The sequence below is a fragment of the Sphingomonas sp. GW821-FHT09B04 genome, from assembly GCF_059418285.1.
In genome coordinates this window covers 46,167-60,294 of the sequence record NZ_JBWKPO010000006.1, presented here as the reverse complement: position 1 = coordinate 60,294, position 14,128 = coordinate 46,167, and the positions used below count along the sequence as shown (strand labels likewise).

13 protein-coding genes are annotated in these 14,128 nt (G+C 66.2%); 6 read left to right on the top strand and 7 right to left on the bottom strand.

Features of this window, described 5'->3' with window-relative positions:
- Nucleotides 1-4: 4 nt before the first annotated feature.
- From AC07NK_RS18315 to AC07NK_RS18305, 3 genes are all read right to left on the bottom strand, one after another.
- Nucleotides 5-1,393, bottom strand: a complete 1,389-nt coding sequence (locus AC07NK_RS18315; RefSeq protein WP_495172056.1) for a TIGR03013 family XrtA/PEP-CTERM system glycosyltransferase — start codon at nt 1,391-1,393, stop codon at nt 5-7.
- Nucleotides 1,394-1,537: 144 nt separating this feature from the next.
- A complete protein-coding gene (locus tag AC07NK_RS18310) occupies nt 1,538-3,148 on the bottom strand; it encodes a DUF6311 domain-containing protein (protein WP_495172055.1) in 1,611 nt (536 codons plus the stop codon).
- A gap of 26 nt (nt 3,149-3,174) precedes the next feature.
- Complete coding sequence (locus AC07NK_RS18305; RefSeq protein WP_495172054.1) at nt 3,175-3,858, bottom strand: pentapeptide repeat-containing protein; 684 nt, start codon at nt 3,856-3,858, stop codon at nt 3,175-3,177.
- Nucleotides 3,859-3,982: 124 nt separating this feature from the next.
- Here AC07NK_RS18305 and AC07NK_RS18300 point away from each other — a divergent pair, with 124 nt between their 5' ends.
- Both AC07NK_RS18300 and AC07NK_RS18295 read left to right on the top strand, forming a co-directional pair.
- Nucleotides 3,983-6,073, top strand: a complete 2,091-nt coding sequence (locus AC07NK_RS18300; protein ID WP_495172053.1) for a TonB-dependent receptor domain-containing protein — start codon at nt 3,983-3,985, stop codon at nt 6,071-6,073.
- Nucleotides 6,074-6,102: 29 nt separating this feature from the next.
- Nucleotides 6,103-6,879 (top strand): hypothetical protein, encoded by a 777-nt coding sequence (locus tag AC07NK_RS18295; protein WP_495172052.1) that lies wholly within the window; start codon nt 6,103-6,105, stop codon nt 6,877-6,879.
- On the opposite strand, the gene AC07NK_RS18290 is transcribed toward AC07NK_RS18295, so the two are convergent.
- From AC07NK_RS18290 to AC07NK_RS18280, 3 genes are read right to left on the bottom strand one after another with little or no spacing between them, the layout of a single operon-like run.
- Nucleotides 6,869-7,912 (bottom strand): GNAT family N-acetyltransferase, encoded by a 1,044-nt coding sequence (locus AC07NK_RS18290; RefSeq protein WP_495172051.1) that lies wholly within the window; start codon nt 7,910-7,912, stop codon nt 6,869-6,871. The two genes, AC07NK_RS18295 and AC07NK_RS18290, sit on opposite strands and share 11 nt — an antisense overlap.
- On the bottom strand, nt 7,909-8,793 hold the full coding sequence (locus tag AC07NK_RS18285) for a cupin-like domain-containing protein (RefSeq protein WP_495172050.1): 885 nt from the start codon (nt 8,791-8,793) through the stop codon (nt 7,909-7,911). Before AC07NK_RS18285 ends, AC07NK_RS18290 begins: the two co-directional genes overlap by 4 nt.
- Nucleotides 8,790-9,935 carry a GNAT family N-acetyltransferase gene (locus AC07NK_RS18280; RefSeq protein WP_495172049.1) on the bottom strand — a complete coding sequence of 382 codons (1,146 nt, stop codon included), beginning with the start codon at nt 9,933-9,935 and terminating at the stop codon, nt 8,790-8,792. The genes AC07NK_RS18285 and AC07NK_RS18280 overlap by 4 nt, the downstream gene beginning before the upstream one ends.
- Nucleotides 9,936-10,313: 378 nt before the next feature.
- Between AC07NK_RS18280 and AC07NK_RS18275 the strand changes: the two genes are divergently transcribed.
- From AC07NK_RS18275 to AC07NK_RS18260, 4 genes are read left to right on the top strand one after another with little or no spacing between them, the layout of a single operon-like run.
- Nucleotides 10,314-10,544 (top strand): hypothetical protein, encoded by a 231-nt coding sequence (locus tag AC07NK_RS18275; RefSeq protein ID WP_495172048.1) that lies wholly within the window; start codon nt 10,314-10,316, stop codon nt 10,542-10,544.
- A gap of 17 nt (nt 10,545-10,561) precedes the next feature.
- Entirely contained in the window at nt 10,562-10,741 is a 180-nt protein-coding gene (locus AC07NK_RS18270; protein ID WP_495172047.1) for a hypothetical protein, read from the top strand.
- A gap of 3 nt (nt 10,742-10,744) precedes the next feature.
- The gene (locus AC07NK_RS18265; RefSeq protein WP_495172046.1) at nt 10,745-11,677 is read left to right on the top strand and encodes a CorA family divalent cation transporter; all 933 of its coding nucleotides are present in this window, start codon (nt 10,745-10,747) and stop codon (nt 11,675-11,677) included.
- Nucleotides 11,674-12,381, top strand: a complete 708-nt coding sequence (locus AC07NK_RS18260; RefSeq protein ID WP_495172045.1) for a PA4824 family protein — start codon at nt 11,674-11,676, stop codon at nt 12,379-12,381. Before AC07NK_RS18265 ends, AC07NK_RS18260 begins: the two co-directional genes overlap by 4 nt.
- Nucleotides 12,382-12,454: 73 nt before the next feature.
- On the opposite strand, the gene groL is transcribed toward AC07NK_RS18260, so the two are convergent.
- The gene (groL, locus tag AC07NK_RS18255) at nt 12,455-14,098 is read right to left on the bottom strand and encodes a chaperonin GroEL (RefSeq protein ID WP_495172044.1); all 1,644 of its coding nucleotides are present in this window, start codon (nt 14,096-14,098) and stop codon (nt 12,455-12,457) included.
- Nucleotides 14,099-14,128: the final 30 nt, after the last annotated feature.

Genomic DNA, 14,128 nt, shown 5'->3' with positions numbered 1-14,128 from the left:
GGATTTAGCGCGCGCCGTCCGGGAAGATCACGACCCGGATCGTCTGGAGGAGGATCAAAACGTCGAGGAAGGGCGAATAATTCTTCGCGTAATAGAGGTCATATTCGAGCTTCTGGCGGCTATCCTCGATCGACGCGCCATAAGGATAGTTGATTTGAGCCCAGCCGGTAATGCCCGGCTTCACCATGTGGCGTTCGGCATAATAGGGTAGCTTGGCCTCGAGATCCTCGACGAACTGGGGGCGTTCGGGGCGTGGGCCGACGAAGCTCATCTCGCCCTTGAGCACGCTCCAGCATTGCGGCAGCTCGTCGATTCGCACCTTGCGGATGAACCAGCCGACACGGGTGATGCGCGGATCGTCCTTCTCAGCCCAGACGGCCTTTCCGGCGACTTCGGCATCCTGGCGCATCGAGCGCAATTTGATGATGTCGAACCCCTGGCCGTAAAGGCCGACACGGCGCTGACGGTAGAAGGCCGGGCCGCGGCTTTCCAGCTTCACTGCGATTGCGCCAAGCAGAATCAGCGGCAGCGTGAAGGCGAGCAGGATCAGGCTGGCGACGATATCGAAGAAGCGCTTGAACATGCTCGACAGCATGCGGCCCGAGGAGAAACCGTCGGAAAAGATCAGCCAGCTGGGATTGACCGACTGGAGGTCGACACGGCCAGTCTCGCGCTCGAGGAAGGTCGAGGTGTCGTTGACATGGACGCCGGTGGTCTTGATCCGCAGCAGATCCTTGAGCGGGAGCGCGTTGCGTCGTTCTTCGAGCGCGAGCACGACCTCACTCGCGTTGAGCAGCACGACATGGTCGGCGAGGCTGTAGATCGCGTCGCGTGCGATGGCCTCCGGGATCACGCGGTTTGCCTCGCTCATCGCGACATAACCGACCACGACGAAACCAGCGCCGGGCTTCTTTGAGAGCACCTTGAGCCGCTCCGCGCGTGCGCCGGCACCGAGCACGACGACGCGGCGCTTGAAGACCTGGCTGCCGAGCGTCTTGCCCAGCAGCAGGCGCAGCATGAACAGCGCTACGACGGCCGTGAGCATCGCGTAGAGCAGGTTCGAGCGCCAGAAGGTAAGCGCCGGGACCACGAAGAAGACAACCGACAGGAAAATCGTGGCGAGCGACACTGCAACCAGCAGCCGCGCGGCGGCGACGCGGATCGACTGAAGCGCATCCGCGCCATAGACGCCGACCGCGATCATCGCGAGCTCAAGGCAGATCGCGAAGCTCGTCATCTGGAGGATGCGGGTGTGGATCGGCTCCACCTTCATCCCGATCTGCCAGGCGCGGTAGATCCAGCCGAATTCGGCTGCCGCAAACAGCAGCATGACGTCGAACAGCGCGAGCAGCAGCACGGCGTTCGGTATATAATGTTTGAACAGGCGGATCATGGCGGCCTATCCTTACACCAGAAACTGTAAACAAAACCGACACCGGATGGTCGGTGTCGGTGAAACTGACGAAAAGATGCCGGGCAGCTGGAAATCCGTGCCGTGATACGTGTTTGGCGGCGCCAATGAGCTGGCGCCCCAACCTTAATTCGATGGTTCGAACAGGATCGTGACCCCGTCGAGCAGGCGAACCCGCGTCATCATCGGGGGTGGGATCGGTTCGCCGTCGATCAGGATATAGAGACGGCCGGGTACCACTTCGCCCCTGCGAAAGGCATCGGTTTCCGTGTTCTGCCGCGCGTTGCTGGCGAGCGAGGGGCGGGCGGCATAGACAGCACGGACCGGGACCCTCGCCTTTGCCGCACGCCACGCGACTTCCTGAAACAGACCGAGTCCCTTGGTGACGTCACCAGGAACGAAGGCGATGTCCTTCGCTTGCGCGACCAGTTGATCCCATTCGGGCGAGGCGGTGCGGACGTAGAGCGGGGCGCCGCGCGCTTCGGAAGTCTGAGCGCGAATTGACCCGGCCATCGGCACGAGGTCGGCGATTTGCACGACCGCAAGGGCAACAAGAACCAGACCCGCGCGGCGCGGTTCGAGCCGGTAGAGGATACGGATGCCCGCGAAGACCAGCACATAGGCGACCGGCCAGAACAGCCGTCCTGAAGCGCGCACCGCGTCGAGCGCGACGGCAACGCTGCCGGGCAATTGATAACGCGGCAGCCGCTGGCCGGCAAAGTCGGGATAGGTACTGATCGCAAGTAGCGTGAGCGCGATCAGCGCCGGGACCAGCCATGTGAGCCGCGCGAGGCTGTCAGGCGAATCCGACGCGGGGCGCGGCAGGCGGTGGGCGAGGACCGCGGCGAGCGGCAGGAGGATCAGCAGCCCAAGGCCGAGATACTGGAACCCCTCGAACCCGCGACCGGGGCGTTGTTCGATTGCAGGGAGAAAAGTCGAATACGTCCCCACGCCGGGATTCCAGAGCGCGTCCAATGGCATCGCGAACGCGCCGTAATTGCCCGAAGGCCAGTGCGGTTCGAACACACCTAGGCTCCACGCGATACCGCCGACCATCAGCAGGATCGCGGCGCATTCCGCGAAGAGGCTGGGCGCGCCCTTCTGGTTCTTCCAGAGCCGTTCGAGCATGGCGCTCGCCCAGATCGCGCCGACCATCACCAGCAGATAGGAGTGGATGAAGGCGGTGAGCGCGATCAGCACCGCCCAGCCCTTGTTCGACGCTGAACGCTCCGGATCTGTGAAGCGCCACAGCGCCCACAGGATCAGCCAATGCGCCATCAGGTTCACATGGACGATGCGGTTGAACAGCGTCGGCAGCGCCGCGAGCAGGATGACGCCGCACCACAAGGCCAGCTCGTTGGGCGCGTGACGGCAGAGCAGCTTCCACGCGAAGAAGAGCTGGAGGAACAGGCAGGCGAGCAGCCACCAGCCGATGACTTGCGTGTCGGCTGGCAGAAGGCCGCGAAAGGGAAAGGCGAGCGCCGAGAGCAGCGGGTTGCTGTCGGTGAACAGCAGACCGGTCCCTTCGGGCGCGTTGAGCAGGGTGGTGCGGAGGAAGGCGGGGGCGGGATCGTGTAGCCAAGCGTGAAGCCCGAGCGCGTTTTCGCCATTGTCGGTGCCGCGCAACAGCCAGGCAACATTGGAGATATCGAGGATCTGCCAGTGGAAGAAGGCGGAGAATAGCGCGAGCGTCAGCGCGGCGAGCACGACGAACGGCGCGGCCTGATCGCGCTTCATGGCAAAATTCCCCCGCATGGCTCCCCTCACAGCACCTTGAGGCCCAGTTCGTCCAGTAGCAGCGCCGCCTGATCGCGCGAGATCACCGCGCCCCGAAAGCGGCCGGCATCGGCGATCCGCATCCCGCCAAGATCGGCGCCGCGCAGATCGGCGCCCTCGAACCGCGCGCCGTCGAGCAGGGCTTCGCGCAGGCTCGACTCCTCAAATGCGGCGAGGCGGAAGTCGCACTCGCGCAGATCGGCTTGCGAGAGATCGATCCGCTTCAGCGCCACCTTACGGAAATCATGCTTCCGCAGCCGCGCCCCGATGAGCAGGCTTTCCTCGAACTTCACCTCGACCGCCTTGAGATCGGTCAGGTCCGCGCCGGTGAGCTTGCAGCCAGAGAAGCGCGCGCCCTCGACCTCGCAGCGCTTGAAGGAGGCGTTATTGAAGTCGCTGGCGGCGAAGACCGCTTCGCTAAGATCGCTGCGGGCGAAATTGGCGAAGGCGCCGCGGCACGATTGCCAGCGCGTGCGCGCGAGCGTCGCCCCGCTGAGGTCTGCGCGGCGCAGATTGCAGCGCTCGAACGACCAGCCCGAGAGGTCGAGGCGCGCAAGATCGGCTTCCTCGAGATCGCAATCGACCAGCGCGCTGCCGGCGGGCAGCGCCTCGATATCGGTGCGGGTGAGCGCGCGATCACGAACCGGCGGGGCATCGGAAGGCGCGGGCATCGCCCGTTGTTAGCGGCGGTCGGGCGATTGGACCAGCGCCGTCACAAACTTCAACAACGCTATTGCGTGATGATACATCATCACCTAATCGGCGCGCGTCAGTTAAGCGTGAAGGGGTAAAAGCGTGCGTCATCATCTTCTTTGTGCCGTGTCGGCGGCGGCGATCCTGCCGGGTGCGGCCTATGCCAACAGTTCTGCCAACGCGGCGGGACAGGCGGGCAGCCATGCCGAGGGCGAGATCGTTATCACCGCGAGTCCATTGCAGCAGACCGCCGATCAGACCGCGACTCCTGTCATCACGCTGAGCGGCGACGAGCTGGTGCATCGCCGCGCGGCGACGCTGGGCGAGACGCTGGCCGGGCAGCCCGGCATCAATTTCGAGAGCTTTGGCGGCGGTGCGAGCCGTCCGGTGATCCGCGGCCAGACCGCGCCGCGCGTGCAGGCGCTGACCGACGGCGTCGGTATTCAGGATGCCTCGGCAATCTCGCCCGACCATAATATCGCCGCGGAACCGCTGCTGCTGCGCGGGATCGAGGTGCTGCGCGGCCCGGCGACCCTGCTTTATGGCAGCGGTGCAAGCGGCGGCGCGATCAACCTGCTCGACGACAAGGTGCCAACGTCGATTCCCGAGGGCGGGATCGGCGGCGCGATCGAGGGCCGGCTGGGCACGGGCGACGATGAACGTGCGATCGTCGGCGGGGTGACCGCTGGCGTCGGTCCGTTCGCGCTTCGCATCGAAGGCGTGAAGCGCAAGTCGAACGACTATCGCGTGCCCGGCAAGTTCGGCGAGGATCATGTCGCCGGATCGTACAACGACACCAACACGCTGAGCGCTGGCGCGTCGTGGATCGGCGACAAGGGCTATCTGGGCGTCGCCTATACCCGCCAGCGCAGCACCTATGGCCTGCCCGGCCATAGCCACGAATATGAGGATTGCCATCCGCACGGCACCAAGCTGCACTGCGGCGGGCACAGCCATGACGACGGCGATCACGACCATGACCATGGGCATGGGCATGAGGATCCGCCGCAGGTGAAGATGCGCAGCGACCGGTTCGACATCCGCAGCGACTGGCGCGATCCGCTGCCCGGATTTGAGCGGGTGCGTTTTCGCATGTCGTTCACCGACTATGAACACGACGAGCTGGACGAGGGCGTGGTCGCCACGACCTTCAAGAACAAGGCGACCGACCTGCGGCTGGAGCTGGCGCACAAGCCGATCGGCGGGCTGCGCGGCGTGTTCGGCGTGCAGCATATGGAGAGCGATTTCTCAGCCACCGGTGCCGAGGCGTTCCTGATCAACACCAAGACCAAAAACACCGCGCTGTTCCTGATGGAATCGCTCCAGCTCGGCCCGGTGCGGCTGGAGGGTGCGGTGCGCCAGGAGTGGCAGGACGTGAAGTCGTACGCCGCGCGCTATCCCTCGATCAGCCACAGCCCGTTCTCGGCATCGGCCGCGGCAGTCTGGAACCTTGATGACAGCTATTCGGTCGCGCTGTCCTTTGCCCATGCCCAGCGCGCGCCGTCGGTGCAGGAACTGTACGCTTATGGCGTCCACCTCGCGACCAACACATTCGAGATCGGCATGGTCACGGGCAACACGCGGCTGCGCGACAAGGTGTCGCTCGGGGTCGAGAAGTCGAACTCGGTCAATCTGACGCTGCGCAAGACCAAGGGCGCGGCGACCTTCACCATCGGTGCGTACCATCAGGACTTCGCCAACTATATCTATGGCGACACGATCGACCGGTTCGAAGACTTCCGCCTGATCCGCTATGTCGGGCGCGGCGCGACCTTCAGCGGGATCGACGGCGAGGTGCGCTATGAATTCACGCCGCAGTTCGCGGCGTCGGTGTTCGGCGACTATGTCCGCGCCAAGTTCAAGGATGGGCAGGGCAACCTACCACGCATTCCCGCCGGCCGGCTGGGCGCGCGTGCGGATGCCCATCTCGGAGCATTCACCGCGGACGCCGAATATTATCATGTGTTCGAACAGGGGAAGGTCGCGTCCTACGAGACCACGACCCCAGGGTACGACATGATCAACGCGACCGTCGCCTACAAGCTGGAGCTGGGCGCGAACCGCAGCGCGGAGCTGTTCGTGCGCGGGACCAATTTGACCAACCAACTGGCGTTCAACCACGCATCGTTCATCAAGAATGCGGCGCCGCTGCGCGGGCGCAACATCGCGTTCGGCCTGCGGGCGGCGTTCTGAGCGGGCTCCTCTCCGCCCGGGCAGGGGCAGTGCGGACGCGACAGCCGTCCGCACTGTTCCGGCATATCGAGGCGCTTCAGGGCGAGCAGCCCTGGGGCACCGTGCTCGATGCGGGGACGGGCACCAACTCGATCGGGTGGGTGACGTCGATTCCGACCGAGCGCTGGATCGCGGTGAGCGGCGCAGTCGCGCATGCCGCGCAGGTGCGCGACGTCGCCGAACCGGTGCGGCGGCCGCAGGACCGGATCATCGTCGGCAACTGGGCGGACCCGACACTGTTGGCCGGAGAGCGCTTCGATACGGTGCTGGCCGATTATCTGATCGGCGCGATCGAGGGCTTCGCGCCGTACTTCCAGGAGCGGATGTTCGCGCGATTGCACGGGGTGACGGCGGGGCGGCTCTATCTGGTCGGGCTGGAACCCTATGTCAGCCACGATCCCGGGACCGAAGCGGGGCGGATCATCTGGGAGATCGGACGATATCGCGACGCCTGTCTGTGGCTGTCTGCTGAGCGGCCCTATCGCGAGTTTCCGCTCGAATGGGTGGTGGAGCGGCTGGAAACGAATGGCTGGCGAGTCACCGATATCGCGCGCTTCCCAATCCGCTATGGCGCGCGCTTCGTGAACAGTCAGATCGACATGTGCCTGCGCCGGCTGGAGACGATGCCAGACCGGACGCTCGCGGCCGCGCTGCTGGCACAGGGCGAGGCTATTCGCGAGCGTGCACTGGCCACGGACGCGCGCCTCGACGGGCTGCATCACGGATTTGACTATACAATTGCGGCAGAGCCGATCCTCAGCCGGTAATGCGGCGGAGCGCGGCGCGGGCGGCGCGCGCCGCGCCCTGAGACAGGCCGCCGACGCTGCGCAGATTGAACAAGCGCAGGCGGAAGCGTTCGCGGCGCGTGTCCATCCACTCGGCCTTATAGGGCTCGTTGCCATTGCCATAGTCGATCACCGCCGGGTGATCCCGGTCGAGGACGTGGCGGAACATTGCGACCGACAGCAGGGTGCCGGGCGACAGCTCGCGCTCGCTTTCGAGATAGGCGAGCTTGTGGATCGTGGCGTGGCCATTCTCGACCGTCCAGAATTGCGCGGCGACCGGAGCGCCGTCGCGCCGGGCAATGCCGAGGCGCAGCGTGCCGGCGGCACCCTCCGCCGCAGCGGCGGCGCGGAGGAAGGCGGGGGCGCCTTCGTCGGGCTTCCAGCTATGCGCGTAGACCGCTTCGTACGCGTCCCATGCGGCATCGTCGAAACGATCGAGAACCTCGGTGGTGAAGGGCGAGTTCTTTGTCCGGCGGCGGACGGTGTTGCGCAGCTTCGAGGGGCGATTGGCCCAATAGGCGTCGAAGTCGAGGCCTGCGGTGTCGGCAACCCAGTTGGCGGTTTCGAACTGGAGGCGCGGCAGCCAGCCTTGCGCCCGGAAGGCGACCTGAAGTTGTGCGGCGACATCGGCTTCAAGCGGCCACAAGCTGAGCGTGTCGAAGCGGCGGCGCAGGATACGGGCGAGATCGCCGAGCAGGCGGGCGCGGGTGTCCGGATCGGTGCCGGGGGTGAAGAGCGGGGCGAAGGCGAGCGTGTACCAGCTCGCAAGGCCACGGCCATGTCCACCGCCGCAATCGTGCAGCGGCAGCCATGCCGCGGCGTCGCCTTCATGCGCGGTGGCGATGGCGAGTGGGTCGCCGGGATAGATATGCGCGCAGGTGAGCGCCAGCCAGTCGTGGCGGTCGTAGAAGCCGGATTGCGCGGCCCTCGACGCTTCGCATGCGAGACCGTCGAGCGAATCGAGAATTCGCGCGTCAACCTCATGCGTGTGGGTCAGGGGCAGAGTGACGGTCATTGCGGGTCGGGGTTTCCCGTCAGCCGCTTCGCCTTGGCGAGCGCGCGCCAGGCATAGGCCTTGAACATGTTCTGGCTTGGGTAGCGCGCGGGCATGGCGGGGCTGAGGCCCGCGCCGCGCAGCAGGCGGTTGAAGGCATGGGCGTCGGCCTCGCGATAACTCCATTCGGAGCGCCAGGTGACCGAGAGCGAGACCGAGGTCGCCGCGCCGTTCTGTACCCAGTGCGGCGCCTTGACCGGCACGTACAGCCCTTCGCCCGGTGTGAGGGAGATCGGCTGGCCCTTGCCCGCAAATTCGTCGCGGAACGGGAGGTTGCGGTGGGCGCCGCGGTGGAATTCCTCCTGCAGCGCGCCGGGCGTCAGATCGGGGTCGGCGGCGGGGAAGAGCATCATCGTCTTCTCACCCCGCAGCTGGAGGAGGATGTTGTGCTCCGGGTCCATATGGAAGGGCGTGACCGCGCCCGGGGAGGAGACGAAGATGAACGCCTCGCGCTTGATCATCGCGCCGGTGCGGGCCGTGACCAGCGGTTCCAGCTCGTCGAGAATCTCGTCGAGGAGCTGGCGGTAGATCGCGTCCTGTTCGATGAACTTGAGGACCATCCATGAGCCGTTCTGCTCGATCGAGCGGATCGAGTCCGCGACCGACAGGCCGTTATGCTGGACGGTCGAGGGATCGACCTCGATGGGCAAGTTGGCGAGGTTCTGCTCGACATCGACCGGGCGGATGCGCTGAGACAGCTCGACCAGCGACTCGAGCTCGAACAACCTGTGGCCGGTGAGGCCGTGGGCGATCTTGCCCGGCTGCTCGGGATAGAGGGTGGCGAAGCGGGCGCGGGCGTCGGTGTCGAACACGGTTGCCGGCGCGAGGCGGGTGGCGGTCATTCTTCGGTCTCCGGAGGCGCTTGCGGGCGCGTGCGGCGGTTGCGGATGGCTTCGGCCGCGCGCTCGACGGCGCGGGCGGCGTGGAAGAGCGCACGGCTATGCCAGCCGGCGAGGGGCAAAGTGACGCGGACGATGGCGCGGCGTTCGCCCCACAGGCTGTCGATCATCGGGTGATCGGCGCTGGCGCAGCTGTCCATCCAAACGATGGCGGGATTGTCGAGGATGGCGAGATTATCGAGCTGGATCAGCACGCCCGGGGAGTAGCGGGAGAATTCCTCGTCGAACGCGGTCTTGAACGAGAAGGAACCGGGCGCGGTAAGGAAGTTGACCAGCATCGCCAGCGGCTTGTCGTCAAGGTCGAGACGGAGGAGCTCGAGCTTGCCCGCGTCGAACGCGCCGGTGAGCGCATCGCGGAAGAACGCGGAAGTGTGCGGCTCGCTGGCGAGCGCGGATCCGGCGCGGCCCTTCCAGCCGGATTGCTCCAGCGCGAGATAGGTGTCGATCCAGCCGGGGAGATCGTCGCGGTTGATCAGGCGTGTGGTGGTGACGGCGCCCAGCTCTGCGAGGCGCGACTGGAGGCGCTTGATCTCCTTGCGCTTCTTCTTGCGCACCGTGGCTTCGTAATAGGCGGTCGGCGAGAGATCGCTCTGAAGCAGGGCGCGCTCGATCCGGTGGACCGTATCGCAGGGGCGGTTCGCGATGGCGAGCAGGGCGCGGTGGACGGGGCCGTCCTCGACCAGACCGGTCAGATGCAACAGGCCGGTCGATTGCGGGTCGGCGTCGAGCGCGGCGAGGATTGCGGCCCAGGCGGTCGCTTCATGCCCGCGGCGCAGCAGCGGGCCGCCGAGGAAGCAGTGATAGTGGAGCCAGTTCTCGACATGCGCGATCGGCAGGCGGCCATAGCGTGGCTCGGTGGTGAGCGGGAGCAGGCCGATCAGCTGGTCGCCGGCACGGATGGCGAGCAGGCGGCCGTGGCGCGGCGGAAGGTGTGCGGCGCCGGCGGAGACGAACCAGCGTTCCATGAAGGCGTTGGGCTCGGATGCGTCGGCGGCGAGATCGTCCCACTCGGCATCGAAGGCCGGATCGGTCAGGCCGAGCGGAAGGAAATCGGCGGACACGGCGGCCGGCGCGAGGTGCAGCATGGATGCCGCCTCACAGACAGTCGATCGATCAATGGCCTTTGCCGCGTTCATGCCGCTCCTGAACCCCCTGATCCGGCGTTAGCGGTGAACCGTTAAATTTCGGGAAGCGATACCATGAATCGCGCATTTGCTGATGCCCGAAACGGGTTGACCTTGCCGGCGGGCAGGCGCAGACGCCCGGCCGCGCCCAATCCGGGGCGCGGGAATCGCAACCAGAGGAACCATGGACAGCGACTCTAGTAGCAACGCGGTGACGGGCATGCCCGCCGCCGCATCGAAACCGAGGAACGCGCCCGGCACGGATCGCCGGGCGAGCGCCGGCCGCTAGTCGCGTCCCCGCTCGCCCCGGAGGCCCATGACGGGCCGATGGAGGTGAGCATGACCAATCTGAACAATCGCCGTTTCACGCTGGCGCCTGGCCGTCCGGCCGCGTGCGTCTATCGCCTGCCTGTGCGGGTAGTCCGCATCGTCCCGCGGCCCGCGCCGCTGCGGCTCGACTGGTCGCCTGACCCGGTGACCGGGGTGCCGACGGCCCGTTGGGTCCGCGACGAAGGAGAGGTGGCGCCGCGATGCGTGCCGCCCCGCCGCGTCTTCCGTCTCGCCGCCTGACAGAGGAGGGCTGAGCCATGCGCAAGCGCAGGAACTCGTCCGCCGATCTGGAGCGGGAGGTGATCCTTTCGGTGATCATCCTCTACGTCCTGATCTGCGCCGCGATGATCGGAATCCACTATCTGCAGCCGGGCGGGACGGCGACGGTGACGTCGTCCTCCTCGCCCTCGCACGCCGACCGCGCCGGAAGGGAATAGGCGATGGCACATGCAAATCAGGCGGGGTTGGTCCCCGAACAGGTCAGCCTTGCCCCGGTGTGGCGGCGGCTGCGCAGTGACGACGCGGCCGGCCTTGGCCGCGCGGCGGCCGATCTCGGCTGTCGCTTTCCGCCGCCCGAGGAGGGCTATGAGGAAGATGCCGGGTTCATCTATCTGCCCGTCAGCGTGCTGGCGCGCGAGGGACATGACGTACGGCAGGACCAGATCGGCTTTGCATTGGGTGACACGGTGCTGGTGACACGCGAGCCGGCGGAGGGATTCGCGCCGTTCGATCGGGCGCTGGCGATCCTGCGACGGCGGCCGGGCATCCCGCGCACCGCGCATGGCGTGATGTACGCGCTGCTTCAGGCGGCGAATTCGGCGTCGAACCAGATCCTCGAGCTCGCCAGTGCGGCGCTGGAGGGGATGAACCGCAAGATCCGCCAGATCGCCGAGGGCTATGATGATGCCGGACGCGAGCTGACGACCGACGATATCGGTGAGACGATGGCCGAACTCAACGATCGCGAGGAGCTGGTCTCGCGCATCCTGGAGAGCCAGTTGCTGCTGGCGCGGGCGGCACGATATCTGCGCGCGGAGGTCGAGGACGTCGAGTTGCGCGGCCAGATCGAGACGCTGATCTCCGATATCCAGAGCATCAAGGAACATGCCGGGTTCGAGCACGACAAGGTCCGCTATCTCCAGCAATCGGTGATGACGAGCCTGAACGTGAGGCAGAACCAGGTGGTGAAGGTGTTCACGATCATCACCGCGGTGTTCCTGCCGCCGACGCTGATCGCGACCTTTTACGGGATGAACTTCGCAGTGATGCCCGAGTTGTCATGGGAATGGGGGTTCACCGCCACCATCCTGCTGACCCTGCTCGCGGCGCTGCTGCCGCTCTGGTACATCAAGCGCAAGGGATGGCTTCGGTGATCCGGCTCCGGCGCGGGGACGTTCCCCGCGGCTGGAGTGCCGCCGGTCTCGGTCTTGCCGCGATGTTCGTGGTGGCCGAGGAGGCGCGCGCGTCGGGCGGGGCCCATGTCATCGACGATGCCGAAGTCGAGACGCCGGGCCTGTGTCACGCCGAAAGCTGGCTGACCGGGTTCGAGGGCGGTCGGCGGCTGGTGAACCTGTCGCCCGCCTGCACCTTCCATGCACTGTCGTCGGTCGAGTTCGGTGCGGCGATCCAGCATGGCTGGGAGCGGGGGCACCGGCACACGCTGATCGGGCCGGCGGCGAAGCTGGCGCTGCGTTCGCCGTCGCGCGGGTTCGGGCTGGGCGTGGCGGTGTCGGCGGCGGTGGATATGAGAACCGGCAAGGCGGAGAGCGCCACGGTGCTGGTGCCGGTGACGATCGATCTGACGCCGCGGGTCCGCACTAATTTCAACCTGAGTTACCAATGGGCCAGGACCGAGGACCGGCATGGGGTGGTTGTCGGGGCGCAGGTCGAGGCGCGGGTGGGCGGCAATTTGTCGGTGATGGCCGAGGGGTTCGTTCGCGACGGCAGCAAACCGGGGTTTCAGGCCGGGGTGCGCTGGACACCGAAGGTATGGATCGATGTCGATCTGCTCGGCGGGCGGCGGATTGACGGGACTGCCGCTAGGGCGGTGACGCTGGGGGTGACGTTGCGGCGGTGAGAATGAAGAAAGGGCCGGCGGATCGCTCCGCCGGCCCCTTGCTTGTTCCAGCCGGGTGGCCGGGTGACAGGACTTAGAAGTCCATGCCGCCCATGCCGCCCATGCCGCCACCGCCCATCGGCATGGCCGGCTTGTCTTCGGGCAGTTCCGAGACAGCGGCTTCCGTGGTGATGAGCAGGCCGGCGACCGACGCTGCGTTCTGGAGCGCGGTGCGAACGACCTTGGTCGGGTCGATCACGCCGGCAGCCACGAGGTTCTCGTAGGTGTCGGTCGCAGCGTTGAAGCCGAACGAGGTGTCGGTCTGGTCGAGCAGCTTGCCCGAGACGACCGCGCCGTCATGGCCGGCATTCTGCGCGATCTGGCGAACCAGCGAGGTCAGCGCGCGGCGGACGATGTCCACACCGCGGGTCTGGTCCTCGTTCGCGCCTTCGGTGCCGTCCAGCGCCTTGGTCGCATAGAGCAGCGCGGTGCCGCCACCGGGGACGATGCCCTCTTCGACGGCTGCGCGGGTCGCGTGCAGTGCGTCGTCGACGCGGTCCTTGCGCTCCTTCACTTCGACTTCCGAAGCACCGCCAACCTTGATCACGGCCACGCCGCCGGCGAGCTTGGCGAGACGCTCCTGGAGCTTCTCACGGTCGTAATCGCTGGTGGTGACTTCGATCTGCTGGCGGATCGCGTCGGTGCGGCCCTTGATCGCATCGGCTTCACCCGCACCGTCGACGATGGTGGTGTTGTCCTTGTCGATCGAGACGCGCTTGGCGGTGCCGAGCATGCCGAGCGTGACGCTCTCGAGCTTGATGCCGAGATCTTCACTGATGACTTCGCCCTTGGTCAGGATCGCGATGTCCTCGAGCATCGCCTTGCGGCGATCGCCGAAGCCCGGCGCCTTGACGGCTGCGACCTTGAGGCCGCCGCGCAGCTTGTTCACGACGAGCGTGGCCAGCGCCTCACCCTCGATGTCCTCGGCGATGATCAGCAGCGGGCGACCCGACTGCACGACCGCCTCGAGGATCGGCAGCATCGCCTGGAGCGACGACAGCTTCTTCTCGTGGATCAGGATGTACGGATCGTTGAGTTCGACCGCCATCTTCTCGGGGTTGGTGATGAAGTAAGGCGACAGATAGCCGCGGTCGAACTGCATGCCCTCGACGACGTCGAGCTCGAATTCGAGACCCTTCGCTTCCTCGACGGTGATCACGCCTTCCTTGCCGACCTTCTCCATGGCTTCAGCGATCTTCTCGCCGACTTCACGGTCGCCATTGGCCGAGATGATGCCGACCTGGGCGATCTCGCTCGAACCCGAAACCGGCTTCGAACGCGACTGCAGGTCCGCGACGACCTTGGTCACCGCGAGATCGACGCCACGCTTCAGGTCCATCGGGTTCATGCCGGCCGCGACCGACTTCATGCCCTCGCGCACGATTGCCTGGGCAAGCACGGTCGCGGTGGTGGTGCCGTCACCGGCGACGTCGTTGGTCTTCGAGGCCACTTCGCGCACCATCTGGGCGCCCATGTTCTCGAACTTGTCCTTGAGCTCGATTTCCTTCGCAACCGACACACCGTCCTTGGTGATGCGCGGCGCGCCGAAGCTCTTGTCGATGACGACGTTGCGGCCCTTCGGCCCCAGCGTGACCTTCACCGCATCGGCGAGGATGTCGACGCCGCGCAGGATACGCTCACGCGCGTCGCGGCCGAATTTTACGTCCTTGGCTGCCATGGTGGCTACCCTTTCAAAATCTGGAAAGTC

Excerpts from the sequence above, each read along its gene's own strand:
- AC07NK_RS18280 (WP_495172049.1), bottom strand. The coding sequence starts at position 9,935 with ATGCTGCACCTCGCGCCGGCCGCCGTGTCCGCCGATTTCCTTCCGCTC.
- AC07NK_RS18265 (WP_495172046.1), top strand. The coding sequence starts at position 10,745 with ATGGCACATGCAAATCAGGCGGGGTTGGTCCCCGAACAGGTCAGCCTT.
- AC07NK_RS18275 (WP_495172048.1), top strand. The coding sequence starts at position 10,314 with ATGACCAATCTGAACAATCGCCGTTTCACGCTGGCGCCTGGCCGTCCG.
- AC07NK_RS18305 (WP_495172054.1), bottom strand. The coding sequence starts at position 3,858 with ATGCCCGCGCCTTCCGATGCCCCGCCGGTTCGTGATCGCGCGCTCACC.
- AC07NK_RS18310 (WP_495172055.1), bottom strand. The coding sequence starts at position 3,148 with ATGAAGCGCGATCAGGCCGCGCCGTTCGTCGTGCTCGCCGCGCTGACG.
- AC07NK_RS18290 (WP_495172051.1), bottom strand. The coding sequence starts at position 7,912 with ATGACCGTCACTCTGCCCCTGACCCACACGCATGAGGTTGACGCGCGA.
- AC07NK_RS18270 (WP_495172047.1), top strand. The coding sequence starts at position 10,562 with ATGCGCAAGCGCAGGAACTCGTCCGCCGATCTGGAGCGGGAGGTGATC.
- groL (WP_495172044.1), bottom strand. The coding sequence starts at position 14,098 with ATGGCAGCCAAGGACGTAAAATTCGGCCGCGACGCGCGTGAGCGTATC.
- AC07NK_RS18285 (WP_495172050.1), bottom strand. The coding sequence starts at position 8,793 with ATGACCGCCACCCGCCTCGCGCCGGCAACCGTGTTCGACACCGACGCC.
- AC07NK_RS18315 (WP_495172056.1), bottom strand. The coding sequence starts at position 1,393 with ATGATCCGCCTGTTCAAACATTATATACCGAACGCCGTGCTGCTGCTC.